Annotated in this window: 27 protein-coding genes and 1 pseudogene; 13 read left to right on the top strand and 15 right to left on the bottom strand. The window is 59.1% G+C overall.

All coding sequences use genetic code 11. From position 1 onward, the window contains the following. Positions 1 to 317: 317 nt before the first annotated feature. The 3 genes from F0169_RS18050 to F0169_RS18060 form a co-directional block, all read right to left on the bottom strand. Positions 318 to 1,292, bottom strand: a complete 975-nt coding sequence (locus tag F0169_RS18050; RefSeq protein WP_058415667.1) for a 5-oxoprolinase subunit C family protein — start codon at positions 1,290 to 1,292, stop codon at positions 318 to 320. Continuing rightward, entirely contained in the window at positions 1,289 to 2,167 is an 879-nt protein-coding gene (locus F0169_RS18055; RefSeq protein ID WP_058415668.1) for a 5-oxoprolinase subunit B family protein, read from the bottom strand. Before F0169_RS18055 ends, F0169_RS18050 begins: the two co-directional genes overlap by 4 nt. A 78-nt stretch (positions 2,168 to 2,245) precedes the next feature. Then, positions 2,246 to 3,004 (bottom strand): 5-oxoprolinase subunit PxpA, encoded by a 759-nt coding sequence (locus F0169_RS18060; RefSeq protein ID WP_122251429.1) that lies wholly within the window; start codon positions 3,002 to 3,004, stop codon positions 2,246 to 2,248. Positions 3,005 to 3,184: 180 nt separating this feature from the next. On the opposite strand from F0169_RS18060, the gene F0169_RS18065 reads away from it, so the two are divergent. Then, the gene (locus F0169_RS18065) at positions 3,185 to 4,102 is read left to right on the top strand and encodes a LysR family transcriptional regulator (protein WP_152747239.1); all 918 of its coding nucleotides are present in this window, start codon (positions 3,185 to 3,187) and stop codon (positions 4,100 to 4,102) included. On the opposite strand, the gene F0169_RS18070 is transcribed toward F0169_RS18065, so the two are convergent. Further along, entirely contained in the window at positions 4,099 to 4,995 is an 897-nt protein-coding gene (locus tag F0169_RS18070; protein ID WP_152747240.1) for a LysR family transcriptional regulator, read from the bottom strand. The genes F0169_RS18065 and F0169_RS18070 overlap by 4 nt on opposite strands. 106 nt (positions 4,996 to 5,101) lie before the next feature. On the opposite strand from F0169_RS18070, the gene F0169_RS18075 reads away from it, so the two are divergent. After that, positions 5,102 to 5,860, top strand: coding sequence for an SDR family NAD(P)-dependent oxidoreductase (locus F0169_RS18075; protein WP_122251427.1), 759 nt, complete (start codon positions 5,102 to 5,104; stop codon positions 5,858 to 5,860). On the opposite strand, the gene F0169_RS18080 is transcribed toward F0169_RS18075, so the two are convergent. Next, on the bottom strand, positions 5,759 to 6,271 hold the full coding sequence (locus tag F0169_RS18080) for a multidrug/biocide efflux PACE transporter (RefSeq protein ID WP_152747241.1): 513 nt from the start codon (positions 6,269 to 6,271) through the stop codon (positions 5,759 to 5,761). The genes F0169_RS18075 and F0169_RS18080 overlap by 102 nt on opposite strands. A gap of 88 nt (positions 6,272 to 6,359) precedes the next feature. Here F0169_RS18080 and F0169_RS18085 point away from each other — a divergent pair, with 88 nt between their 5' ends. Next, the gene (locus F0169_RS18085) at positions 6,360 to 7,214 is read left to right on the top strand and encodes a LysR family transcriptional regulator (protein ID WP_152747242.1); all 855 of its coding nucleotides are present in this window, start codon (positions 6,360 to 6,362) and stop codon (positions 7,212 to 7,214) included. Positions 7,215 to 7,295: 81 nt separating this feature from the next. After that, positions 7,296 to 7,784: a GNAT family N-acetyltransferase gene (locus tag F0169_RS18090; RefSeq protein WP_152747243.1), complete on the top strand. Its 489-nt coding sequence runs from the start codon at positions 7,296 to 7,298 to the stop codon at positions 7,782 to 7,784. A gap of 90 nt (positions 7,785 to 7,874) precedes the next feature. Here the strand turns inward: F0169_RS18090 and F0169_RS18095 are convergent, their stop codons facing one another. Further along, positions 7,875 to 8,354, bottom strand: a complete 480-nt coding sequence (locus tag F0169_RS18095) for a GyrI-like domain-containing protein (RefSeq protein ID WP_152747244.1) — start codon at positions 8,352 to 8,354, stop codon at positions 7,875 to 7,877. 197 nt (positions 8,355 to 8,551) lie between these two features. On the opposite strand from F0169_RS18095, the gene alaC reads away from it, so the two are divergent. Further along, positions 8,552 to 9,763, top strand: coding sequence for an alanine transaminase (alaC, locus tag F0169_RS18100; protein WP_058415677.1), 1,212 nt, complete (start codon positions 8,552 to 8,554; stop codon positions 9,761 to 9,763). A 142-nt stretch (positions 9,764 to 9,905) separates the two neighbouring features. Here alaC and F0169_RS18105 read toward each other — a convergent pair whose 3' ends face one another. Both F0169_RS18105 and F0169_RS18110 read right to left on the bottom strand, forming a co-directional pair. Next, positions 9,906 to 11,258: a GntP family permease gene (locus tag F0169_RS18105; RefSeq protein ID WP_058414411.1), complete on the bottom strand. Its 1,353-nt coding sequence runs from the start codon at positions 11,256 to 11,258 to the stop codon at positions 9,906 to 9,908. Positions 11,259 to 11,342: 84 nt separating this feature from the next. Continuing rightward, positions 11,343 to 11,876, bottom strand: coding sequence for a gluconokinase (locus F0169_RS18110; RefSeq protein WP_099240066.1), 534 nt, complete (start codon positions 11,874 to 11,876; stop codon positions 11,343 to 11,345). Between the two features lie 212 nt (positions 11,877 to 12,088). Here F0169_RS18110 and gntR point away from each other — a divergent pair, with 212 nt between their 5' ends. The 5 genes from gntR to F0169_RS18135 all read left to right on the top strand — a co-directional run bounded on the left by gntR (position 12,089) and on the right by F0169_RS18135 (position 16,426). Then, complete coding sequence (gntR, locus tag F0169_RS18115; RefSeq protein ID WP_172979474.1) at positions 12,089 to 13,120, top strand: HTH-type transcriptional regulator GntR; 1,032 nt, start codon at positions 12,089 to 12,091, stop codon at positions 13,118 to 13,120. Positions 13,121 to 13,349: 229 nt separating this feature from the next. Then, the gene (locus F0169_RS18120; RefSeq protein ID WP_058414414.1) at positions 13,350 to 13,598 is read left to right on the top strand and encodes a DUF6124 family protein; all 249 of its coding nucleotides are present in this window, start codon (positions 13,350 to 13,352) and stop codon (positions 13,596 to 13,598) included. Between the two features lie 79 nt (positions 13,599 to 13,677). Next, a complete protein-coding gene (locus tag F0169_RS18125) occupies positions 13,678 to 14,310 on the top strand; it encodes a glutathione S-transferase family protein (protein ID WP_058414415.1) in 633 nt (210 codons plus the stop codon). A 54-nt stretch (positions 14,311 to 14,364) separates the two neighbouring features. Continuing rightward, the gene (locus tag F0169_RS18130) at positions 14,365 to 15,780 is read left to right on the top strand and encodes an MFS transporter (protein ID WP_152747246.1); all 1,416 of its coding nucleotides are present in this window, start codon (positions 14,365 to 14,367) and stop codon (positions 15,778 to 15,780) included. A gap of 133 nt (positions 15,781 to 15,913) precedes the next feature. After that, positions 15,914 to 16,426, top strand: a complete 513-nt coding sequence (locus F0169_RS18135) for a hypothetical protein (protein ID WP_152747247.1) — start codon at positions 15,914 to 15,916, stop codon at positions 16,424 to 16,426. A gap of 57 nt (positions 16,427 to 16,483) precedes the next feature. On the opposite strand, the gene F0169_RS18140 is transcribed toward F0169_RS18135, so the two are convergent. The 3 genes and pseudogenes from F0169_RS18140 to F0169_RS28455 form a co-directional block, all read right to left on the bottom strand. Then, on the bottom strand, positions 16,484 to 17,374 hold the full coding sequence (locus F0169_RS18140) for an amino acid ABC transporter substrate-binding protein (RefSeq protein ID WP_152747248.1): 891 nt from the start codon (positions 17,372 to 17,374) through the stop codon (positions 16,484 to 16,486). Positions 17,375 to 17,462: 88 nt separating this feature from the next. Continuing rightward, entirely contained in the window at positions 17,463 to 18,035 is a 573-nt protein-coding gene (locus tag F0169_RS28450) for a methyl-accepting chemotaxis protein (protein WP_421555313.1), read from the bottom strand. Positions 18,036 to 18,053: 18 nt separating this feature from the next. Further along, a pseudogene (locus tag F0169_RS28455) lies at positions 18,054 to 18,830 on the bottom strand (PAS domain-containing protein); the annotation flags it as partial. Between the two features lie 524 nt (positions 18,831 to 19,354). On the opposite strand from F0169_RS28455, the gene F0169_RS18150 reads away from it, so the two are divergent. After that, positions 19,355 to 19,774 (top strand): GNAT family N-acetyltransferase, encoded by a 420-nt coding sequence (locus F0169_RS18150; protein WP_152747249.1) that lies wholly within the window; start codon positions 19,355 to 19,357, stop codon positions 19,772 to 19,774. A gap of 78 nt (positions 19,775 to 19,852) precedes the next feature. After that, positions 19,853 to 20,647, top strand: a complete 795-nt coding sequence (locus F0169_RS18155) for a class I SAM-dependent methyltransferase (protein WP_152747250.1) — start codon at positions 19,853 to 19,855, stop codon at positions 20,645 to 20,647. Positions 20,648 to 20,778: 131 nt separating this feature from the next. On the opposite strand, the gene def is transcribed toward F0169_RS18155, so the two are convergent. The 3 genes from def to F0169_RS18170 form a co-directional block, all read right to left on the bottom strand. Next, entirely contained in the window at positions 20,779 to 21,318 is a 540-nt protein-coding gene (def, locus tag F0169_RS18160) for a peptide deformylase (protein WP_152747251.1), read from the bottom strand. A gap of 3 nt (positions 21,319 to 21,321) precedes the next feature. Next, the gene (locus F0169_RS18165) at positions 21,322 to 22,272 is read right to left on the bottom strand and encodes a YihY/virulence factor BrkB family protein (RefSeq protein WP_122251642.1); all 951 of its coding nucleotides are present in this window, start codon (positions 22,270 to 22,272) and stop codon (positions 21,322 to 21,324) included. 180 nt (positions 22,273 to 22,452) lie between these two features. Next, positions 22,453 to 22,638: a CsbD family protein gene (locus F0169_RS18170; RefSeq protein ID WP_058414423.1), complete on the bottom strand. Its 186-nt coding sequence runs from the start codon at positions 22,636 to 22,638 to the stop codon at positions 22,453 to 22,455. A 201-nt stretch (positions 22,639 to 22,839) separates the two neighbouring features. On the opposite strand from F0169_RS18170, the gene F0169_RS18175 reads away from it, so the two are divergent. Further along, entirely contained in the window at positions 22,840 to 23,217 is a 378-nt protein-coding gene (locus tag F0169_RS18175; RefSeq protein WP_058414424.1) for a hypothetical protein, read from the top strand. Positions 23,218 to 23,317: 100 nt separating this feature from the next. Here the strand turns inward: F0169_RS18175 and fadD1 are convergent, their stop codons facing one another. Next, the gene (gene fadD1 / locus F0169_RS18180) at positions 23,318 to 25,009 is read right to left on the bottom strand and encodes a long-chain-fatty-acid--CoA ligase FadD1 (RefSeq protein ID WP_058414425.1); all 1,692 of its coding nucleotides are present in this window, start codon (positions 25,007 to 25,009) and stop codon (positions 23,318 to 23,320) included. Positions 25,010 to 25,190: the final 181 nt, after the last annotated feature.

The raw sequence follows: 25,190 nt of genomic DNA on the forward strand, positions 1-25,190 counted from the left end.
CTCAACACATTGCTCAAAAATGTGGGAGGGGGCTTGCTCCCGATGGCGGTGTTTCAGTCAGCTTATTTGTGGCAGGTGCACAGCCATCGGGAGCAAGCCCCCTCCCACAGTTTGATTGGTTGTGTGTCAGAGACTGAACAGCCCGGGCATGGTTGTGCACCCTTCTAACTTCGGGCCAGCTTTACCAGCTGCTCAGCACACTGTTCAAAAATGTGGGAGGGGGGTTGCTCCCGATGGCGGTGTTTCAGTCAGCTTATTTGTGGCAGGTGCACAGCCATCGGGAGCAAGCCCCCTCCCACAGTTTGATGGGTTGTGTGTCAGTGACTGAACAGCTTGGCCATGGCGTTGAGCCGTTTTTTGTATACGCGGCGCGCTTCGAGGGCTTCTTCCAGGGTTACTGCCACAAACCCCGCTCGCTGGTTTGGCTGCATCTGCCCGATCAGGTCCAGGTCGGCACTGATCACCGTGCCAATCATGGCGTAACCACCGCCCGACACGGCATCGCGATGCAACACGATCGGCTCCAGCCCGGCGGGCACTTGGATTGAGCCGATCGGGTAGCAACTGTCGACGATATTCGAGGGGTCCGAACCCGCGCCAAACGGTTGCTCGCGAGGCTCAAAGCTCAAGGCGCTGCCGCCCTTGAAGCGATAGCCGATGCGGTCGGCCTCGGAGCCGACTGTCCACGGTTCGGCAAAAAAGCTGCTCTTTGCTGCAGCCGTCAGCCGGTCGTAATACAGCCCCGGCACGACGCGCAGGGTCACATCGCCGCCGACCGAGCGGCGCAATGCCATCGGCAAACTGTTGCCCGCACGCCCCTGCCCGCTGGCTTCGCCGATGGGCAATTCATCGCCTTCCTGCAAGCGCCGCCCATGAAACCCGCCAAGCGCACCCAGCGTGTAGGTCGAGCGACTGCCCAGCACCAGCGGCACGTCAATGCCCCCGGCCACGGCGAGGTAAGTGCGCGCGCCGGCCCTGGGGAATTCAAACCGCAGCACCTGCCCGGCGCGCACCTGAAACGCGGTGTCCTGGTGCACCACTTCGCCGTCCAGGCGCGGCGACATCAATGCGCCGCTGAGCGCCACCAGCGCGTCTTGTTGAAATGCCAGCTCCGGCCCGATCAGGGTGCATTCCAAACCGGCTGCGCCGGGCGGGTTACCCACCAAGTGGTTGGCCGCACTCAACGCGTACGGGTCCAACGCGCCCGACGGCGGGATGCCCAAGTGGTAATACCCTTCACGGCCGAGGTCCTGCACGGAGGTGGCGAGGCCGGGTTTAAGCACCTTGATCATGCCAGCGCCTCCTGCAGGGTTTTCGGATAGCCGACAGGGTCGGCGAGAAAGTCGTCGAGGGAGAATTCCACCGGGCGAATGCGCAGGTCAAAACGCCCCGCGTCCACCTCGGCAACGGCCAGGTCATAGGCGTCACGGTCGATCGGTTTGAACTGCACGATGTCACCGGGGCGAAAGAACACCATGTGCGCCTTGAGGTACGCCAACTGCTGCGCCGGGTCGTAGATCGGCGCCGGGGTCACGCCAAACATCTGGTAACCACCGGCGCCACGCACCGAGTAAATACAGCCAAAACAGCCACCATGCCCCAAGGTCAACTTGGGCGTGTCGGTGCGCGGCCGCAGGTATTTGGGCACCTGCAATTGCCGTTCACGCTCGACCATCTGGAACATGAACGGCAACCCCGCCACAAATCCGACCATCGACACGAACCACGGCGCGCCACTGTGCGCGGCGATAAACGCGTCGACGTCGGCGAGGCCGTTGATGCGCGCGGCGTATTCCAAATCTGTGCCCGTGGGGTCTTGATGGCGGTCACGAAAACGCATCAGGGTTTCATGGGTCCACGGGTCGTTGTAGAGCACCGGAATTTCGATGATGCGCGTGTGCAAAGTGCGTTCAGCCACGGCCTGCGCTTCAGCGCTTTGCACGGCATCGAGCAGCGCATACGGCGCAATGCGGTCGGGGTCGAAGCGAATCTGGAACGACGCGTTAGCCAGGCACACATCCAGCACGCCTTCGAGCGCCAGGCGTTCCACGGCGCGAGTCACGGCCATGCCTTTAAAAAAGGCCTCCAGCGACATGCTCTCGCTGACCTCGGCAAACAGGTGTTCATCACCGCCGAAGCTGTAGCGGATGGGGGATGTTTGGGCCATGTCTGTTCCTCTTGTAATCATTCTAGAAAGGCAGGCAAGCAGTGCGGTGTCGATGTTTTTCGATGTTTTTCGATGTTTTTATTCTGCAGTTCTGACGTCAATGCCCGCCAAATCCAAGGCCTCGCGTGTGGCCTCCACCAGTTCCAGCGCGCCTGGGGTGTCGCTGTGCAGGCAGATGGAATCGAATTCGATAAACAGGTCTTCGCCTTCAACGGTGCGCACCAACCCGGTCTGGCAAGCACGCAAAACTCGCGCCGCGACCGTGGCCGGGTCCAGCGCGCGCACGTTGCGGGTAAACACGATGGAGCCGGTCATGTCGTATTCACGGTCGGCGTAAAACTCGCGCACCACCGGTTGCCCCAGCTCTTTGGCGATGCGCCATATCACCGAGTTGGGCATGCAATACAGCAACAGCGTTGGCTCGATAATTTGCAAGTTTTGCACCAGCAACCGCGCGGCGTCTTCATCGCGGGCCAGGTGCATGTAGAGCGCGCCGTGGGGCTTGATGTGTTGCAAGGCCACGCCTTGCGCACGCGCGATTTCACGCAGCGCGCCGAGTTGGTAGAGGATGTCGTCCACCAGTTCTTGAGGCGGCGCATTCAGGTGCCTGCGGCCAAACCCCACGAGGTCGCGAAACCCCGGATGCGCGCCGATGGCCACGCCAAGCTGCTTGGCGCGCTCGACGGTGCGGCGCATGGTGCCGGGGTCGCCAGCGTGGAAGCCAGTGGCGATATTCGCCGAGCTGATATAGGCCATCAACTCGGCGTCTACGCCATCGCCGATGGTCCAGGGGCCGAAGCTTTCGCCCATGTCTGAATTGAAATCCACTGACTGCATCGAGTGTCGCTCCGCCAAAGATGATGCTCGAAAAGTAGGCTGGCGCTTGACCCCTTGGGAAGATCTATTATCAGATAGCCCATCTTCTGAAAATCAGATAAAGCGATAAAGATCGTTCCCACGCGTGGGAACCAGCAGCAAAGGCGCGCAGTGCGTGGAGCCATCAGTTGGGAGAGTTGCATGTCATTGACCTTGCGCCAAATTCGCTACTTCGTCGCCACCGCTGAAATCGGCCAGATTTCTCAGGCGGCGATTCACCTGAACATCTCGCAGTCGGCGGTGACCACGGCGATCAAGGAATTGGAGGCCATGCTCGGCGTGCAGTTGTTCGTGCGCTCGGCGCAGGGCATGAACCTGACCGACGCCGGGCGGCACTTTCTCAACCGTGCCTATGTGATCCTGCGCAGCGTCGACGACGCGTTGAACAGCCCGCTGCCGGATTACCGCGCCAGCGGCGTGTTGCGTATCGCCGCCAGTTACACGGTGCTCGGCTATTTTTTGCCGCACCACTTGCAGCGCATGGAACACTGGCACCCGGACGTGACCATCGAGGTGTTCGAGCAGGAACGCCAGGCCATCGAACACGGCCTGCTCAACGGCCAGTTCGACATGGCCGTGGTGCTGACCGCCAACCTCACCCACGCAGATATTGTCTCGGAAATCTTGTTCAACTCGGAACGCCGCCTGTGGCTGCCCAGCCATCACCCGTTGTGCGAACGCGGCGCGGTGAGCCTGGCGGATGTGGCGCAAGAGCCGTACATTTTGCTCACCGTCGACGAAGCCGAACACAGCGCCATGCGCTATTGGGAACAGGCCAGGCAGACGCCCAAGGTGCGGCTGCGCACCAGTTCGGTGGAGGCGGTGCGCAGCATGGTTGCCAATGGCAGCGGCGTGGCGATTCTGTCAGACCTGGTGCACCGGCCTTGGTCGCTGGAAGGCAAACGCATCGAAACCCTGACCGTCACCGATCCGGTCACACCGATGAGCGTGGGCCTGGCCTGGCACCGCGAGCGGGCGTTTACCCCGGCGATGCAGGCGTTTCGGGATTACTTCCACGACGCCTTCCTGGCGCCGCAACAGTTGTCGGCGCGACGTTAGAGCTGCGCTTGCAAGGTGGCGGCCAGCCAGTCCATAAACACCCGCACCCGCTGTGGCAGGTGCCGTTGCCCGGCGTACAGCAACGACACGTCCAGCGCTGGCGCCGGGTAGTCTGGCAATACCGCTACCAGCTCGCCGCTGTCGAGTAAGTCACGCATCCCCAACACCGGCACCTGGATAATGCCGAAGCCGCCCAGGCACGCCGATTTATACGCATCGGTGCTATTGACCGTGACGCGCCCCGCCATCGGCACGCGGTGCACCTTGTTGCCGAGCTGGTATTCAAACCCCGCCGAGCGCGAACCCAGCGGGCGCACGTAATGCACCAATTGATGGTTCGCCAGGTCGGCCAATGTCTCGGGCCTGCCATAACGCTGCAGGTATTCGGCGCTGACACAGTTGACCATCGGCATGCTGCACAGCAGTCGCGCCACCACTGACTGGTCCGGTTGCGCGCCGACCCGCAGCACGCAATCGAAGCCTTCGGCGAGCAGGTCGACCTGGCGGTCGGTAGTGCTGATCTCCAGCTCGATCAACGGGTGCGCCTGCATAAAGTGCGGCAGGCGCGGCAAGATCAAATCCCGCGCCATCACGTTGGGCATGTCGACGCGAATGCGCCCGCTGAGTTGCGCTTCGTTTTGGCGGAACAGGCCTTCGAGTTCCTCCATGTGCGCCAGCAAATCTTTGCTGCGCTCGTACAAAACGCGCCCGTCCTGAGTGGCCTGCACCTTGCGCGTGGTGCGCTGCAACAGCCGCGCGCCGAGCAATTCTTCGAGCGCCTGCACATGCTCCGACACGGTCGAGCGTGGCAGCCCGAGGCTCTCGCCCGCGTGGGTAAAACTCGACAGCTCAGCGACCCGCACAAAGGTGCGCAGCAGTTCCAGCTTGTTCATGGGATTGTTCGCCTTATCCGGCCAGTGATTCCGATAGCGCCCTGTTTATCACGTTAGGAGCGGACAAATACACTGCGTCCCACCACCACTCACAGGGAAACACACCATGACTCGCAAAATCGCACTGATCACTGGCGCCAGCCGCGGCCTGGGCAAAAGCGCCGCGCTGCACCTGGCGGCGCAAGGCGTCGACATTGTTGGCACTTATCACAGCAAGGCCGACGAGGCGCAGGCGCTGGTGGCGCAGATCGAGCAGTTGGGCGGTCGCGCGGCGATGCTGCAGTTGGACGTGAGCCAGAGCGCAACCTTCGCGGGCTTCGGTGACGACGTTGCCCGCGTGCTCAAGGATGTTTTCGCACGGGAGCATTTCGACTTTCTGATCAATAACGCCGGTATTGGCATTCACGCAAGCTTCGCCGAAACCACTGAAGCGCAGTTCGATCAGCTGCTGGCGATCCAGTTCAAAGGCCCGTTTTTCTTGACCCAAAAGCTCTTGCCGCTGATCCGCGACGGTGGCCGCATCCTGAATATTTCCAGCGGCCTGGCACGCTTCAGCCTGCCCGGCTACGCCGCCTATGCCGCCATGAAAGGCGCGATGGAAGTGCTGACCCGCTACCAGGCCAAGGAACTCGGCGCGCGCGGTATCAGCGTAAACATTCTGGCGCCTGGCGCGATTGAAACCGACTTCGGCGGCGGTGCGGTGCGCGACAATGCCAACCTCAACGCCATGGTGGCAACCAACACGGCATTGGGCCGCGCCGGCTTACCGGACGATATTGGCGGGGCGATTGCCAGCCTGCTCGCCGACGGCAGCCACTGGATTACCGGGCAGCGTATCGAGGCTTCGGGCGGCATGTTTTTGTAAGCGCTTTTCGCGCAACACGTCATAGGCCCAGTGATACACATAGGTGTACGGCAGAAAAAACAGCAGCACACCTATGTCCAGAATAAATGCCTGCATCAGGCTGATGTTCAGCCACGCGGCTATCAACGGCACGCACACCAGGATCAGGCCGCCTTCGAACAACGCGGCGTGCAGCACGCGGGTCCAGCCACTGTTGGCCAGTTGCAGGCGCGCCTTCAGGCGGTCAAACAAACCGTTGAAGATCACGTTCCAGGCCAACGCCATCAGGCTGATCGCCAGGGTGACCATGCCCATTTCCAGGGCGGGCTTGCGCATGATCCACGCCAACAATGGGGTGCAGATCAACAGCGCCAGCGCCTCAAAACCAATGGCTTGGCAAACGCGTTCAGTAATCGATTTGGTAGGGCTCATGACCCGGCTCCGTGAGTGAACAGGGTTGCCATCATTACCCGCGAGCTCGATACTTCATAACCAATAACCATCGATCAAGGCGATAGTCATGGCCTCCCACGAAGTGCTGCAGGCGTTTGTACAGGCCGCCACCCAAGGCTCGTTTTCGGCGGCGGCGCGCAAGCTGGGCAAAAGCCAGTCGACCATCAGCGCGGCGGTGGCCAGCCTGGAGATTGACCTCAACGTGGTGCTGTTTGATCGCAGCAGCCGCAAGCCGACCCTCACGCCGGCCGGCCATGTGTTGTTGCAACGGGCCGAGCAGGTGCTGGAGGCCAGCAGCCGGCTTGAGCTGACAGCGAGCCAGTTGTCACAAGGCCTGGAGCCGAAGCTGACCGTTGCGATGTCGGACACTTACCAGTCCGACCGCTTTGAAATCGCGCTTAAAGCTTTTGAGCAACGCTACCCGGACCTTGAGCTGGAATGCCTGATTGCCGAGTGCGAAGACTTGATCGCGCTGGTGCAGAGCGGCCGAGCGCAGGTGGCGTTTATCGAGCAACAGGGCAGCTACCCACCCGACCTCACGGGTTCGCCAGTCGAAGAACGCACGGAAATCGCCCTGTTTGTCGCGCCGCAACACCCGTTGGCCAGCCTGAAAAACGTGACCGCGTTTACCTTGCAGCAGCACCGCGAACTGCGCCTGGCCAGCATCATTAACCCGAACGAAACCCGCGCCAGCGGCCGTGTGTGGTCTGCGCCGAGTTATTTGATGCTGATGGAAATGGCGCAACTGGGCTTTGGCTGGGCGCCGTTGCCACGCTGGCTGGTGGAGCGCTTCGATGGCGGCCGTCTGGTCGAACTCAAGGCGCGCGGTTGGCCGTGCTCGGTGGCGGTCGATGCGCTGTGGTCACGGCATCATCCGCCGGGGCCGGCAGGGAGCTGGTTACTCGGCAAAATGTTGGAATAAGGCGTCCGCTGAAAACTACTATCGCGTTGGGCAAACCGGCTAGAATCCGCGCACCTTTGTAGGATTTCGGATGCGCCACCGATGGAAACCCGCCTCGTCCCCTATGAGACGCTGAGCCTTGCGCAAAAACAGCAGCTCGACGTGCTGCAAGTGCACCCCGAGCAACTGGGGTTTTCCGGCGATATTTATTGCGCGCTGAACAGCGTGTTGGTCAACCCCAGCCCTGGCATCAAGGGCTTCGCCCTGCTCGCCGAGGATATTCCGGTGGCGTTCCTGCTACTCAAACGCCCACCGTGCCTGCCGCATTGGGCCGACGAACAGAGTGCCACGCTGCACGCGCTGCAGGTGGATCGACATCAACAGGGCCGTGGCTTCGGCAAAGCCTGCCTGCACGCGCTGCCCGAAGCAGCGCGGCAAGCGTGGCCGCAGATCCAGGCGCTGGAGTTGTCGGTGGACATCAACAACGTGGCGGCGATGGGTTTGTACCTGAAGGCCGGGTGGGTGGACTGCGGGCAGGCCTACAAGGCGCGGGTTGGGTATGAGCGCCGGCTGACGTTCGCGTTGGGGTGAGCGGGCAAGCCCGCCCGCGCGCCACAAAAGTCCCAGGCCAGTAAGCAACTACAGCCCACTGGCCAAAAGCAGGTCGCCCAAGCTGTTGCGTTACTTGGCTTCAATCGGCAACCAGACCTCTACCGTCCCGGTGCCCTTCTTCCCGTCAAAATCTGCGCTATAGCGCTCGAAATCCGCCCCGGCCACCTTGTAGCCCGAGTGCGGCAACCACTCGAACATGATGCGTTCGTAGGTCTGCGCAAGCGCCTGCACCGCGCCGTAGTGCGGGAACACTGCATAGTGATGCGGCGGAATTTCGATGTATTCGAAGTTGCTCGGCACGTCGCCTTTGGCGGGTACTTCAACCCCGGCCATGTAATCAAATTCGTCATGGTGGGGGTTATGGCAAACGCCATACGTCACGCCGCCGACACGCTTTTTGATGTCCTTGATGCAGGTATCAAACAATTCCCACAACTTGGGAATATCACCCACGGTGGCCTTTGAATAACGCCCTTGTACACCGGCAATCACCAAGGCTTTGCCGTCTTCCATGCGCGGCGCTAACGGTTGTTTTGTCTGCTGATCCATCTGAACAGTCTCCTTCTTGTCAGGGCACAAACCCGTACCGAGTATAGGGGCAAGTGCGCGCTGTACTCCAAGCAGAAATTTTTTCGGTGCCATCTGGACAACCGGCCATCATCGACCGTATTGTCAGCCCCGCAGGCCACCGCAGTGGCCGACGTCGCTCGGACGGTTCCGGGCGCTTACGTACTCTTGAGGCAACAATGGCTAACCAAGGTTTGCCGCGCCGCTTTGCGCGCATCGATCGACTCCCCCCTTACGTGTTTAATATCACTGCCGAGCTGAAGATGGCTGCGCGTCGGCGCGGCGAAGACATCATCGACTTGAGCATGGGTAACCCTGACGGCCCCACGCCACCGCATATCGTCGAGAAAATGGTCACCGTGGCCCAGCGTGAAGACACGCACGGCTACTCCACGTCCAAGGGCATTCCGCGCCTGCGCCGGGCCATTTCGCGCTGGTACAAGGACCGCTATGAAGTGGACATCGACCCGGAAACCGAAGCCATCGTGACCATCGGTTCCAAGGAAGGCCTGGCGCACTTGATGCTGGCTACCCTGGACCAGGGCGACACGGTTTTGGTGCCGAACCCCAGCTACCCGATTCACATCTACGGTGCGGTGATTGCCGGCGCCCAAGTGCGCTCGGTGCCGCTGGTGCCCGGTGTGGACTTTTTCGACGAGCTGGAACGGGCGATTCGCGGGTCGATTCCCAAACCCAAGATGATGATCCTGGGCTTCCCGTCCAACCCGACCGCGCAGTGCGTAGAGCTGGATTTTTTCGAGCGGGTGATCGCCCTCGCCAAGCAATACGACGTGCTGGTGGTACACGATTTGGCCTACGCCGACATCGTTTATGACGGCTGGAAAGCCCCCTCGATCATGCAAGTACCTGGCGCCAAGGACATTGCGGTGGAGTTTTTCACCCTGTCCAAGAGCTACAACATGGCCGGCTGGCGCATCGGTTTTATGGTCGGTAACCCGGAGCTGGTCAACGCGCTGGCACGCATCAAGAGCTACCACGACTACGGCACCTTCACCCCGCTGCAAGTGGCGGCGATTGCCGCGCTGGAAGGCGACCAACAGTGTGTGAAAGACATTGCCGAGCAGTACCGTCAGCGCCGCAACGTGCTGGTCAAAGGCCTGCATGAGTTGGGCTGGATGGTCGAAAACCCAAAGGCATCGATGTACGTGTGGGCAAAAATCCCGGAGGCGTATGCCGCCATGGGCTCGCTGGAATTTGCCAAGAAGTTGCTGTTGGAAGCCAAGGTGTGTGTGTCGCCGGGCATTGGCTTTGGTGAGTATGGCGATGATCACGTGCGCTTTGCGCTGATCGAGAACCAGGACCGGATTCGCCAGGCGGTGCGCGGTATCCGCGGGATGTTCCGGGCAGACGGGTTGATCGCCAAAGCCTGAGCCGATCCAACTGTAGAAATGTACTAACCCATGTGGGAGGGGGCTTGCTCCCGATAGCGGTGGATCAGTCATCCGATACAGTGACTGACACTCAGCAATCGGGAGCAAGCCCCCTCCCACCGTTGTTTTTGCGCAGTGGTGGTTACACCACCAGCGACAGCAGCATGATAAAGATCAGCGCCACCACCGACAGAATGGTCTCCATCGCCGTCCAGGTCTTGAACGTCTCGGCCACGGTCATGTTGAAGTACTGCTTCACCAGCCAGAACCCGGCATCGTTGACGTGAGACAGGATCAACGAACCCGCGCCCGTGGCCAATACCAGCAGCTCACGGTTGACCCCCGGAATCAAACCCACCACCGGCACCACGATGCCCGCGCCGGTAATCGTCGCCACTGTGGCCGAACCGGTAGCGATACGAATCACCGCCGCCACCAGCCACGCCAGTAAAATCGGGTTGATCTGCGCGTTCACCGCCATGTGGCCGATCACGTCACCGACGCCGCTGGTGACCAGCATCTGCTTGAAGCCACCGCCGGCACCGATGATCAGGATGATCGCGGCGGTCGGCGCAAGGCTGGCGTCGAGCAACTTGAGGATCTGCTTGGAATGAATGCCCTGGCGATGGCCAAAGGTGTATAGCGACAGCAGCAACGCCAACAGCAATGCGGTGATCGGGTGACCGATCATGTCCATCCAGTTGCGCACTGCGTGGCCATCCGGCAGGCCGATGTCGGCGAAGGTTTTCAGCAGCATCAGGAACACCGGCAGCAGCACGGTGATCAAGGTGATGCTGAAGCTCGGCAGGTTTTTGTGTTCCGACTCGCGGGCCAGTTGGTCGACCAGTTCCTGGGACGGGTTGCCTGGAATGTATTTGGCGATAAACGTGCCGAAGATCGGCCCGGCAATGATGGCGGTTGGCAGTGCGACGATCAGCCCGTACAGAATGGTCTTGCCGATGTCTGCGCCAAACACGCCGATGGCCAGCAGCGGGCCAGGGTGCGGCGGCACCAGGCCATGCACCGCCGACAGGCCGGCCAGCAGCGGGATACCGATTTTAATCAGCGACACGCCAGTGCGCCGCGCAACGATAAACACCAGCGGGATCAGCAACACAAAACCGATCTCAAAGAACAACGGAATGCCCACCAGGAACGCGGCGAACATCATGGCCCACTGGACTTTTTCCTTGCCGAAGGCGCGGATCAGGGTTTGCGCGATCTGATCGGCGCCGCCGGATTCGGCCATCATCTTGCCGAGCATCGTGCCCAGCGCGAGGATGATGCCGACAAAGCCGAGCACCCCGCCGAAACCGTCCTGGAAGGCCTTGATGATCTTGTCCACGGGCATGCCCGAGGTCAGGCCAAGAAAGCCAGCCGCGATGATCAATGCAATGAACGGGTGAACCTTGAACTTGGTGATCAGGACGATCAGCCCGATGATAGTAACCACTGCGTCTAGCAGCAGATAGGACTCGTGGGACATGCCAAACATGGGGGGTCTCTCCTGTTTGTTGTTGTTATTAAAGCCGGTATTCAATTTTTAGCCGGGGATAGCGCTATCTTTTCCGGCAAAAAATTATTTGGATGGTTCAAAACCGTGTTGCTGCCACCAGGCATTGGTTTGCTCAGCGAGCGCCTCGACGCTGTCTTCGCTGGCGTTAAGCGCCAGGGTCAGCGGCTCGCCCACAGGCGATTCCAGGGTGGCGAACTGGCTGTCGATCAGGCTGGCTGGCATAAAATGGCCGGGGCGATGCGACACGCGGTCGGCCGCCACGGCACGGGTCAACTCCAGGAATACAAACCCCAGGCCCGGCGCAGCTTCGCGCAGATGGTCGCGGTATTTCTTTTTCAGCGCCGAGCAGGTGAGTACCGGGTGTTCACCGGCCTTGAGCGCACGGCGCAACTCATCGCAGAGGATGTCGAGCCAGCCGGCACGGTCGTCGTCGTTAAGCGGGTGGCCGGCGCTCATCTTTTCGATGTTCGCGGCGGGGTGAAAGCTGTCGCCTTCAATCGCGGTGGCGCCGTTCAGGTGGCACAGGGCTTCGCTGACGCTGGACTTGCCACAGCCGGAAACACCCATGATGACCAGGGCGGTAACAGGTTGACTCATGAAACACCTCAGGACGCAGATAGCGCTACCTTTGCAGGCGGTAAAACGCGTGCAAAAACAGGCTTTTCCCGCGCCGTCTTGTCATTTTTATGGAGTGACGCGTGCATCCTCTCCAATCATTTGAACCGAATCAGGCAACCCAACGTTCAAGTATTTGCAGCCATTTGGAGACAGCGCTACCTTAGTGCCTCGATTTTTGTTTGGCAAGCCGCCTGATGACCTCCAAGAACGATAAAAATACGCGCACTACCGGTCGCCCTACCCTTAATGAAGTCGCACGACTGGCCGGCGTCAGCCCAATTACCGCCTCCCGCGCCTTGCGTGGCATCAGCACCGTGGCCACCGAGCTGGTGGAAAAAGTGCAACTGGCCGCCGCCGAACTCAACTACGTGGTCAACCCCGCCGCCCGTGCCCTGGCGTCGGCGCAAAGCCACTCGGTGGTGGTGTTGGTGCCCTCGTTATCCAACCTGTTGTTTATCGAAACCCTTGAAGCTATCCATCAAGTGCTGCGGCCCAAAGGCTTCGAAGTGCTGATCGGCAACTCTCACTATTCGCGCGACGAAGAAGAAAACCTGCTGCGCAACTATATGGCCTACCAGCCACGCGGTTTGCTGCTGACCGGGTTTGACCGCACCGAAAGCGCGCGACGGATGGTCGAAGCGAGCAATGTGCCGTGTGTGTACATGATGGACCTGGACCCCAACGCCGGGGTGAACTGCGTGGGTTTCTCGCAGTTGAATGCGGGTGAGACGGCAGCGGCGCATTTGCTCTCGCGTGGGCGCAAGCGCCTGGCGTATGTCGGCGCGCAGCTGGACCAACGCACGCTGCTGCGCGGTGAAGGCTTTCGCCGTGCGCTGCAACATGCCGGCCTGTATGACCCAGCGCTGGAACTGCTGACACCGCGCCCGTCCTCAGTCGGCCTGGGTGGCGAGCTGTTTTTGCAACTGCTGGCCGCCCACCCGGACGTGGACGCGATTTTTTTCGGCAACGACGACCTGGCCCAGGGTGCGCTGCTCGAAGCCATGCGCCACGGCATCAACGTGCCGGAGCGGGTGGCGGTGCTGGGCTTCAACGATTTGCCGGCGTCAGCGTTTATGGTGCCGCGCCTGAGCAGCATCAGCACGCCGCGTGAGGCGATTGGGCGGCGCGCGGCTGAGCATTTACTGACGATCATGGCGGGTAACACAATCGCCAAACCGGTGGTGGACATGGGCTTTGAGTTGCAGGTGCGCGAGAGTACCTGAGCCGCTGATTGCCTCGCGCGGTGTGGGAAGGATCAGGCGAGCGTAGGACGCCAGTAGGACGCGACTGACATTACGGTCAACACCGTGCTCCATTGCCTACGCTTACGTCAGAACCCACCGGCTTGCGCACTTGGGGAGCGAGCCACTAAGGTTTGCCGGTCGCTGAATTTCTCGGTGATCGGGTTTAGTTGCCCGACGTTTGGTCACCCTTAGTGCGCGAGCCTCACCCATGATCAAAGAAATTGAAAGTCCGCCAACCACGCTTTTCACCGTCATCCCCGATACAACCACCGAGACGCTGCTGATCAACAGCTACGAAACCGTGTGCTCGGTGCGCACCTTGTTGCTCGACCTGTCCGATGACCTCACCGGCAAACACCGCGATGTGGCCTTGGCGATTCACCAACTGAGCGAGCTGAGCGTATTGCTGGTGGGCCAGGCGATGGATCAGCACACACCCAGAATCCAGGGGGCCTGAAGGGTTTGCCTGCTAATCACACTCGCCGTCATTCATACCCACTGCTAAATTGGCCATTCTCCAACGCCAGGAAAGCACCATGGGACACTCACTGAAAATATTGGGCCGCACATCCTCCATCAATGTGCGAAAAGTGTTGTGGACATGCCAGGAGCTTGGCATCGACTACGTGCGTGAAGACTGGGGCATCGGCTTCAAGCCCACCCAATCCGCCGAATTCCTGGCCCTGAACCCCAATGCTCAAATACCCGTGCTGATCGACGACCACGGTGTACTGTGGGAATCCAATACCATCTGCCGCTACCTCGTGAACCTCTACCAACGCCACGACCTGCTGCCCATCGCCCCCGCGCCGCGTGCGCGCATCGAGCAATGGATGGACTGGCAAGCCACCGAACTCAACCCGTCGTGGGGTTACGCCTTCCAGGCCCTCGTACGTAAAAGCCCCGACCATCAAGACCCGCAACGCCTCCAGGCCGGGGTGCAGGCGTGGAATGACAAGATGGGCTTACTGGAACAACAGCTGGCCAGCACTGGCGCCTTTGTTGCCGGTGATGAATTTTCCCTCGCCGATATTCTGATCGGCCTCTCGGTACACCGCTGGCGGAGCACGCCCATGGCGCATCCGCCCTACCCCGCAGTCGAGGCTTATTACCAGAGGCTCAGCCAGCGCCAAGGCTTCAAGATCTTTGCATTAAGTGGTTACAATTAAACAAGCAATGATAAGCTCCCGGCGCCAAGCATCGCAGCTGACCGAGGGTTTCCCATGTCGACACTCACCACTTCTGCCATGGACGGCATCGACCCAACCCGTGCCGCGCACATCAGCGCGCGCATTGACCGCCTGCCCGCCGTCGCCACCCTCTGGCGCCTGGTGGCATTGCTCTCAATCGGCGGCTTTTTCGAGCTGTATGACCTGTTTCAAACCGCCTACATCAGCCCCGGCTTAATCAGCGACGGAATTTTCCACACCGGCGGCGAGGGTGTATTTGGCTTCTCCGACCAAGCGGCGTTTGCCTCGGCAACCTTCCTAGGCCTGTTCCTCGGCGCCAGCTTGCTCAGCCCGATTGCCGACCGTTTCGGGCGGCGCGCGATTTTTACCTTTGCGTTGATCTGGTACACGATCGCTACGGTGCTGATGGGCATCCAGACGTCCGCGCTGGGCGTTATCTGCATGCGCTTTCTGGTCGGCATCGGCCTGGGTATCGAGCTGGTAACCATCGACGCCTACTTGTCGGAACTGGTGCCCAAGCGCATGCGCAGTTCGGCCTTTGCCTTTGCGTTTTTCATCCAGTTTTTGTCAGTACCTTCGGTGGCCTTGATGTCGTGGTGGCTGGTGCCCCAGGCGCCCTTCGGGATCTCTGGCTGGCGTTGGGTGGTACTGAGCAGCGCGGTGTTTGCGCTGTTTATCTGGCAACTGCGCAAGCGCCTGCCGGAATCACCGCGCTGGCTCGCGCAGAAAGGCCGTTTTGATGAAGCCGGGCAAATCGTCGACACCTTGGAGGCGCGTTGCCAAAAAGACCATTGCAAACCCTTGGATGAGCCGGAACCCGAAGCCGTCAGCGTGCACAGCAGCGGCCGTTTTGCCGATATATGGCAACCGCCCTACCGGCGCCGGGCATTGATGCTGATTGTGTTCCATGTGTTCCAGGCCATCGGTTTTTTCGGCTTCGGCAACTGGTTGCCAGCGCTGCTCTCGGGCCAGGGCCTCAGCGTGACGCATAGCTTGATGTACGCCTTTATCATCACCCTCGCCTACCCGCTTGGGCCGTTGCTGTTTGTGAAGGTGGCCAACCGCTTTGAAAACAAATGGCAGATCGTCGGCTCGGCCATGGGCTCGATGATTTTCGGCAGCCTGTTCGCGCTGCAAACCACGGCAGTGGGGCTGGTGATTTGCGGGGTGATGATCACCTTTTGCAACGCTTGGCTGAGCTTCAGTTATCACTCATACCAAGGCGAACTGTTCCCGACCAATATCCGCGCGCGGGCGGTGGGGTTTTGCTATTCGTTCAGCCGCTTGTCCACGGTGTTCAGCAGTTTATTGATCGGTTTTATTCTCGAACATCTGGGCACCCCGGGCGTATTGGCGTTTATCGCCAGCAGCATGTTGATCGTGATCATCACCATCAGCTGGTTCGGGCCACGTACGCGTAACCTGGCGTTGGAAAATATCGCCCACTGACGGCAACGGTTGGCCGCCTGCGCGACAATAGTTGCCGCGACGGCCACCCCTTACTCAACAAAACCGGGAGTCTGGCGCCCGGCATGCTATTTGCTGGACGTAGTGCACCGAACAAATTCGCAGGTGACCGACCATGCTGGTTAACAACAACACTCAAGCCGTGTCGACGATCGAAAAGCTCAAGCGCTCCGACATGGACCCGGCCAATGCCGCTGCCAGTACGTTGTACAGCGGTGCCGTGCAGGCGGCGCAACAAAGCATCACCGTGCCGACCGCGCAGAAGGACCTGAACAAGGCCAGCGATCGCATCGATGAAGCGTTCGCTAAAACCCGCGTGCAGTTGCAAGCCACGACAGCGGCGACCACGGCAACCACGGATGTATCGGCAACCGGTTCGACCACCAGCACCGCACGTAGCGACTTCAGCGACTACATGAAGCTGTCCCCGGCCGAACGCATCCGCGAGCAACTGCTCAAGGAACAGGGTTTGACTGAGGTACAAGTGCAGGCCATGCCGCAAGAAAAACAGGACGCGATTGCCAAACAAGTCGCTGATCGCGTGAAGCAGCAGCAAGAACAGCAGGTAGCTGCGAAAACCGCTGACCCGCAGGCGCAAGCGCTGAAAGAAACCCTGGCCGCGCTCTGAACGCGCAGCCATTGAAGGGTGGCGCCACACCGGCTGCCACCCTTGCTTAACTAATGTTTACAACGCCTTGCCTGGCTGATCCGTCGGGGCGCTGAACATCTGCTTCATCTGGGCCGAGAACGGCACATTCAAATTCAGCGTCTTGGCCACAATCGGCGACTCAAACCATTTCACGTAGAGTGTTTTGGCTTCCCCTGATGCCATCAAGCCCGTCAGGGTGGTGTCCACCATACGTTTCAAGCCGGGGTTATTTTTCGGCATGATCAACGCCAGGTGCTCAACGACCAGCACGTCCTGCAAAAACTGATAACGCGCAGGCTCGGCGGCGCCCGCCATTAATGGGGCAACCACTACTTCATCAAACACCAGGCTGTCGGCCTGGTTGTCGACCAGCAACTTGAAGCCCTCGGTCAGGTTCCTGGCATGCACTTTTTTAAGGTTCCAGCCTTTGCGCTCTTCAAGCTGCTTAACCACCTCACCCACGGTGGTACCGTCGACGATCACCACGGATCGGCCATTGAGTTGCTGCAAGGTGTCGAGCTTTTCGCCCACCCTGCTCACCACTTTAATCGAGGCAGCAAAGGTTGAAACGCTGAAGTCGACCTGTTTCTGACGCTCTGGCGTGTTGGTGGTGGAGCCACATTCCAGGTCCACCGCACCGCTGCTGACGGCCGCGATACGGTCTTTGAAACGCAAGGGCTTGAAGCTCAAGGCCAGCTCGTCAAGCTTCAGGCTCTGCTTCAGGTCATTGGCGATACGCCGACACAAATCGATGGAATAACCCACTGGTTCGCCGGCCAGGGCTTGATAAGAGAACGGCAGGGCTTCCGTCGGATAACCGATCACCAATTGTTTGTTTTCGCGGATTTTGTTCAACACCGCCTCGTTTGCAACCACGCCAGCCGACAGCACGCATAACGACAGGAATAAGGCACCTTGCAACTTCATGGTTCGTCCCACTCAGTGAAATAATCTGAGTGTTTATACGTAGCGTTTGGGGGCACCTCTGTAGGATTCATCTGAATGCGTAGCGAGACTATTGCAGTTGCAAGGTCGAATTAAACTGACTGATTGCATCTACCACGTGCCGAGAACCTTCCTGGATCTCCAGAATCACCTGCCCCGCTTCATTCGCCAATTCCACCCCAAGCCCCGTGCGGCTCAGGCTTGACTGCATGCTCGACACCGCGCTCAACGACAGGTCGTGGTTTTTGCGCACCACCTCCACAATCTCGACGGTGGCCAGGCTGGTGCGCGCCGCGAGGCTGCGTACCTCGTCCGCTACCACGGCAAACCCGCGCCCATGCTCGCCTGCCCGCGCCGCTTCGATGGCCGCATTGAGCGCCAGCATATTGGTTTGCTCGGCAATGCCGCGAATGGTCTGCACGATGGCGCCAATGATGTCCGACTGCTTGTTTACCGCGTCGATGCTCTGTGCGGCATGGTTCAGGTCGTGGGAAATTTCCTGGATGATCTGCACCGTTTGCTGCACCACCTCCGAGCCTTTGCGTGCGCAGGCATCGTTTTGCACTGACGTGGCGTGGGCCGAATCGGCGGCGGTGCGCAACGTAGTGATTTGGTCGGTGATGTCGGTGGCAAATTTCACCACTTTGTACAGGCGCCCACTGGCGTCGAAAATCGGGTTGTAAGACGCTTCCAGAAACAGCGTTTTGCCGTATTTGTTTTTACGTTCGAAACGATGGGAGTGGTATTCACCGCGGTTGAGCGAGGCCCAAAATGCCTTGTAAGCCGGGGATTCGACTTCGCTGCGTGGGCAGAAAATACTGTGGTGTTGGCCAATGATTTCATCCAGTGAGTAGTTCACCGTCCTCAGAAAATTTTCGTTAGCGTTGAGAATCTGGCCTTGAGGCGTGAACTCGATCATCGCCATGGAGCGGCTGATGGCGTCGATCAGGCTCTGGTTTTCGTGCTCATGGTGAACCCGCGCGGAGATGTCCGAGGCTATTTTGATCACGCTTTGCACGCGGTTATCGCTGCCCAGTACCGGCAGGTAGCTGGCTTCGAGCCATACTTGCTGGCCGCGCTTGTTCAAGCGCATGAAGGTGCCGCTGAATGCCTCGCCCCGCGCAAGGTCGCGCCACAGCTGGGTGTAGGCCTCGGTGTGGGTGTAGGCCTCGTCGCAAAAGAGCCGATGATGTTTGCCGCGAACTTCGTCCGCGCTATAGCCCATGGTTTTGCAAAAGTTGTCATTGGCATCGAGTACCACGCCATTGCGGTCGAACTCGATCATCGCCAAGGAGCGGCTAATGGCGGCGAGTTTGGCGTTGGTTTCGGTGAGGGCACAGGAAAAACGTTCGATTTGCTGAAGGTCGGATTTGTGATGGCGGCTAAACATGGTCAGATCACCCTTGATTCCCGGCGCCGGAAGGCGGATTCCATTCATATTTTGGACAGTGCTGACAAACCTGTAACGGCACACAACATCCGAAACGCTGTATGGGCTGAGCGTTATCTACAGTTATGGGTGAGCATAGACAGGCCCATGCGCTATGCAAGACCACTAGTCAGGCGGCTTTTTTTTCAACACAGCGCTGACGGCGGTCGAGGAAAACGGGAAAGGGGTTTCAAGCGATCAACAGCAACCGGGTGGCCGTTGACGGGTAATCAGTCGCTCAGAGCAGGTGTTTCCTGCTCTGGGCAGTGAGGCGGGGAAATCTTGCAGATCGTTGGGTTCCAACCGTGTCACTCAGTGGCCGAACAGGCCTGCCTCGGATTTTTTGGTCTTCTTGTCGGCGCGTTTTTCATCGGCGGTTTTTGCCGGTTTTTTCTTCGCGGCTTTCTTTGAATCCATACCTTTGGCCATGATGCATGCTCCACTTACAGGGGGATGTAGCAGTGGGTATACCACCTATTGCCGGGCAGAAGGCGCTTATAATATTTGCCCTTGATAACACTCGCTTGAAAACCATGCCCGAATTGCACATCGAACCGCTGGCAGAGCCGCTGTGGCCGCTGCTGAACAAGTTTTACCGCAGCCATGATTCGTCAATGAAGGCCATGAAAGGCGGGCGTTTATGGGTGGCTCGCGACAGCCAAATTGTGGCCGGCCTGTGCCTGAGCCCGGTGGTGGGCGGGCAGTGGCTGACCGGGGTGTTTGTCGACCCGGCCTATCGCGGCCAAGGGTTGGCAGCACGCATGATTACGCAGGCCGCGGCCAGTGTGGACGGTACGCTGTGGCTGTTGTGCCATCCCGACCTGGAAGGCCTGTATCAGCGCATGGGCTTCACGCAGGACACGCTATTGCCGCAATCGCTCAGCGAACGGTGGGCGCGCTATAAACGCAACAAGCCAATGATCGCGATGGGCTTAGAGCGTTTAGTAAGGTAGACCTTGGATAATGTGTGATCGGCAGACAGAGCGCCCATGCTAGCCTCGGTGGCACAGCGGCCCACTTTTTGGATGATCATGAAAGCGACTTTTGCAGCTCTGTCCCTCACCGCCCTCCTCGCCCCAATGTTCCGCCAGGCAGCCGACACCCCCATAACCGACCAGCACTATGCCAGCGTACTCGCCGGCAGTTGGCGCGACCCGGCCAACAGCGCGCGCGACGGCTATCGGCATCCGCAGCAGACCTTGCAGTTTTTTGGCTTGCGCGCCCAACAAACGGTCATCGAGATCACCCCCGGAGGCGGCTGGTACAGCGAAGTGCTGGCGCCATTGCTCAAGGACCACGGGCATTACATCGCCGCTGTGCAGGCCGCGAGCAATTCCGAACAATCACTGAAAAAGAAATTCGCCGCCGACCCGGCGCGTTATGCCAAGGCCCACGTGGTTGAGTTCAACCCCAAAGCGCCAGTGTTCGGCAAACCGGCTTCGGCCGACGCCGTGCTGACCTTTCGCAATGTGCATAACTGGGTGGCAGCCGACACCGCAAGCGCCACGTTCACTGCGTTCTACCAGGTGCTGAAACCGGGCGGCGTGTTGGGCGTGGAAGATCACCGTGCCAAAGACGGCGCAGACCTTGCGGCCATAAAAGACAGCGGTTACCTGACCACGGCCCAAGTGGTGAAATTGGCGACCGATGCTGGCTTCACGCTGGCCGCGCAGAGTGAGGTCAACGCCAACCCGAAAGACACCAAAGACTACCCCGCCGGCGTCTGGACGTTGCCGCCGACGTTGACGTTAGGCGAGCAGGACAAGGCCAGGTATGTGGCGATTGGGGAGTCGGACCGAATGACGCTGCGGTTTGTGAAACCTTAAGGGTCGAATCTAAAACTGATGGGGGAGCGGGCTTGCTCGCGATGCAGTCAACTCGGTGACCCTGATGGTCCGAGGTGCCTGCATCGCGAGCAAGCCCACTCCCACAGAAAGCGCTTTTGCCGGGCTGGCGGTTACTCGTCAGCCGCTGGGTCCATGTCCGGGAACATCACTTCAATAAAGCCGAACTTGCTGAAATCAGTAATCCGCGACGGGTACAACCGGCCAATCAGGTGATCGCACTCGTGCTGCACCACCCGCGCATGGAACCCCTCGGCAACGCGCGTGATCGGCTCGCCCTTGGGGTCAAAACCCTCGTAACGAATCTGCTGATAACGGTCCACGGCACCGCGCAAACCCGGCACCGACAAACACCCTTCAAACCCTTCTTCCAACACCGGGCTGAGCGGTGTGATCAGCGGGTTGATCAGAATAGTCTGCGGCACTGCCGGGGCGTCCGGGTAGCGTTCACTGGTCTCGAAACCAAAGATCACCAGTTGCAGGTCGACGCCGATTTGCGGTGCGGCCAGGCCGACACCGCCGACGTGTTCCATGGTCTGGAACATATCGTCAATCAACTGCCACAGTTCAGGGCTGTCGAACATTTCCGGCGGAACCGGTGAAGCAATACGCAGCAGGCGCTCATCGCCCATTTTCAGGATTTCACGGATCATCGATCAGACTTCGTCAGTGGTGGGCTTGGTAGGGTCTCGGCCAAGGCCTGAGACGTGCTGTTTCTCATCCGTGTGAGTGTTCTCGTCGAACTCTTTTTCGCCTACATCCTTGCCTTCAGCCGACATGTGTTCGATCACGGCATTCATCTCTGCGCCCAGCAACAGCACGGCGGCAGAAATATAGAAGTACAGGAGCAAGACGATAATCGCGCCGATACTGCCATACATGGCGTTGTAATCAGCGAAGGTTTTCACGTAATAACCGAAGCCCAGCGAAGCGACGATCCACACCACCACGGCCAGCACCGAACCTGGGGTGATAAAGCGAAATTTCTGCTCAACATCGGGCATCACGTAGTACATCAATGCCACGGCAAACATCAGCAAAATCACGATCAACGGCCAGCGCAAGATGGTCCACAAGGTGACCACGAATTCCTGCATGCCGATTTGCCCGGCCAGCCATTCCATCACTTGCGGGCCGAGCACCATCAACGCAGCGGCAGCCAGCAACATGCCGGCAATGCCGACGGTATAAAAAACCGACAGCGGAAAGCGCTTCCAGATCGGCCGACCTTCGACCACGTCGTAAGCGGCGTTCATCGCGCTCATCATCAAGCGCACACCCGCCGAAGCGGTCCACAACGCGATGACGATACCCACCGAGAGCAGGCCGCCCTTGGATTGCTGCAATTGATCGATGACCGGGTTGACCTGTTCCAGCGCCTGCGGTGGCAGCACTAACTCCGACTGCAGGCGCAGCCAGGTAAAGAAGTCCGGCAGGTGCAGAAAACCGATCAGGGCAATCAAAAACAGCAGGAAAGGAAACAATGAGAACAGCATCTGGTAGGCCAGTGCCGAGGCATAGGTGGGCATCTCGTCATCGAGAAACTCTGTAACAGTGCGCACCAGCACTTTGTGCAGCTTGAGGCCTTGTAATACCGGAAAAATCATAGCGTCTCCTTTCGCCGCAAAAAGGTCGAGTTCATCGGCGACTCAGGGGCCGTTTTCTACACCAAGGTAGCCCATTTAGCGACCTTGAAACAATTTCGAAACTTTAACTGCAACAGATGACACAAAAACGGCCATCGATGGATGGCGTCGGGCTGAGTGACACCAGCCAGCGATTCAGAATTACTTGGTGGCTTTTTTCACGGCGTCTTTGGTATCGCCGACTGCTTTCTGCACTTCGCCTTTCTTTTCCTGAACCACGCCTTCGGCACGCAGCTTGTCGTTACCGGTGACTTTGCCGACACCCTGTTTGATGTTGCCGACAGCTTCGTTCGCTAAGCCTTTTGCCTTGTCAGATGTGCTGCTCATGGTATTTCTCCGAAAGAACAATCTAAGGTTTTTGGTCACTACCTAAAGATTGACCCGAGGCCGTTCAGCAGAGTTTCAATTATTTTTCAGCGGGCATTTCATCGCAAGTAGAAGGTTTGGCTTTATGTTTTGCAGCCAACCCACGAGAATGCGCGGCACATTCAGGCTATAACGCTGAATAACAGATCCCGTAGGAAGGTTATGAAACTCAATAAAGCACAGGCCATCGCTCGCAGAAACCAGGAACTGGGCGGTGCCGTACTCGGCATGAACAATTGCCACTTCACCGACCTGGACCGCAAACGCAATATCTGGTGGTTTGACCTACCGGTGGGGCGTATTTCGGTTGGCCAGTACGAGTGGATTCACTTGTTGATGCACAACGCCGAGTCCGACCAGTTGCTGCACCTGAAGGTGCCGACGGCGTTCCTGCGTGAAAAACTCGAAGGGCTGGTAGTGCGCAATGCAGGCAAGCGCAGCCCGGAAATCACCCTGGAGTTGAGCGCAGACAAGGATTCGTTTCTGAAGGACGTGCGCCCGGCTGGCGCAGGCGTGAGCTTCGCGCACCTGGCCCAGTAAACCCAACTGCAGCGGGCTGATCATTCCCACGCTCTGCGTGGGAATGATCATTGTAGGAGGGGGCAAGCCCCCTCCTACATTAGATTGCAGCTTGATCGCGCTACTTTTTCAGGCCGAGCTTTTTGAGCTCTTCATCGCGCAACTCACGACGCAAAATCTTGCCCACGTTAGTGGTCGGCAATGCATCCCGAAATTCCACAACCTTGGGCACTTTGTAGCCGGTGACATTGGCGCGCATGTGTTCCATCACCTGGTCTTTGGTCAGGGTAGCCCCCGGCTTGACCACGATGAAGATCTTGATGTGTTCGCCGGACTTGTCGTCTGGCACACCGATGGCGGCGCACTGCAGCACGCCCGGCAAGGTGGCCAGTACGTCTTCCAGTTCGTTGGGGTAAACGTTGAAACCGGAGACCAGAATCATGTCTTTTTTACGGTCGACGATGCGCATAAAGCCGTCCGGCTGAATGATCGCAATGTCACCCGTTTTCAACCAGCCTTCGCTGTCGAGGATCTCGGCGGTGGCCTCTTCGCGCTGCCAGTAACCCTTCATCACCTGCGGGCCTTTGACACACAGCTCGCCGATTTCACCCAGGGGCAACTCGACGCCGTCATCGTTGATGACTTTGCACACAGTCGACGGCACCGGAATGCCGATGGTGCCGATCTGAATGTGTTTGATCGGGTTGACCGTCGCCACAGGGCTGGTCTCGGTCATGCCGTAACCTTCACAAATGCTGCAGCCGGTCACCGCTTTCCAACGCTCGGCCGCCGCCAGTTGCAGCGCCATGCCGCCTGACAGCGTGACTTTCAGCGCAGAGAAATCCAGCTTGCGGAAGCCTTCGTGGTTGCACAGCGCCACAAACAAGGTATTCAGGCCGACAAAGCCGCTGAACTTCCACTTCGACAGTTCCTTGACCATCGCCGGTAAGTCGCGCGGGTTGCTGATCAGGACGTTGTGGTTGCCGATCAGCATCATCGCCATGCAATGAAAGGTGAAGGCATAAATGTGGTACAGCGGCAGCGGCGTGATCAATATCTCGCAACCTTCATTCAGGTTGGAGCCCATCAATGCCTTGCATTGCAGCATGTTCGCGACGAGGTTGCGGTGGGTAAGCATCGCGCCCTTGGCAACGCCGGTGGTGCCGCCGGTGTATTGCAACACGGCCACATCATTGCTGGCTGGGCAGGCATCGTTGACTGCCTGGCCATGCCCTTTGGCCAGCACGTCGTTGAACTTGATCGCCTTGGGCAGGTGATAAGCCGGCACCATTTTTTTCACGTACTTGATGACGCTGTTGATCAGCAGGCGCTTGAATGGCGACAACAGGTCGGCGACTTCGGTGACGATCACGTACTTGACGTCGGTTTTGGGCACGACCTTTTCCGCCAAGTGGGCCATGTTGGCCAGGCAGACCAGGGCCTTGGCCCCGGAGTCTTTAAATTGGTGTTCCATTTCCCGCGCGGTGTACAGCGGGTTGGTGTTGACCACGATCAGGCCAGCGCGAATGGCGCCGAACACCGCAACCGGGTATTGCAGGACGTTGGGCAGTTGCACGGCGATTCGATCGCCAGGCTTCAAGTCGGTATGCTGTTGCAGGTAGGCGGCGAACGCGCCGGACAATTCGTACAGTTCACCGTAGGTGATTGTCTTGCCCAGGTTGCTGAAAGCCGGTTTGTTGGCGAAGCGCTGGCAGGACTGTTTCAGTACCGCCTGAATATTTGGATACTCGTCTGGATTGATCTCTGCAGCAATCCCGGCGGGGTACTTATCCTTCCAAAAGTCTTCATTCATGGAAGCCCACTCCTCAGCGACGCGAATTCATCATCGCATTTGATGCGATTATTATTGGTGTATGTTTTTTTAAGTGCGCCCGGCGCGTTAGAGCAGGCCGAGGCGTCACAAAGCGCGCCGAGAGTAGCAGCTTTGCCAAGGGCCGCCTAGAGCCAAAATAGGGCTCTACAGTCATAAACAT

The organism is Pseudomonas kitaguniensis (assembly GCF_009296165.1).
GTDB lineage: Bacteria > Pseudomonadota > Gammaproteobacteria > Pseudomonadales > Pseudomonadaceae > Aquipseudomonas > Aquipseudomonas kitaguniensis.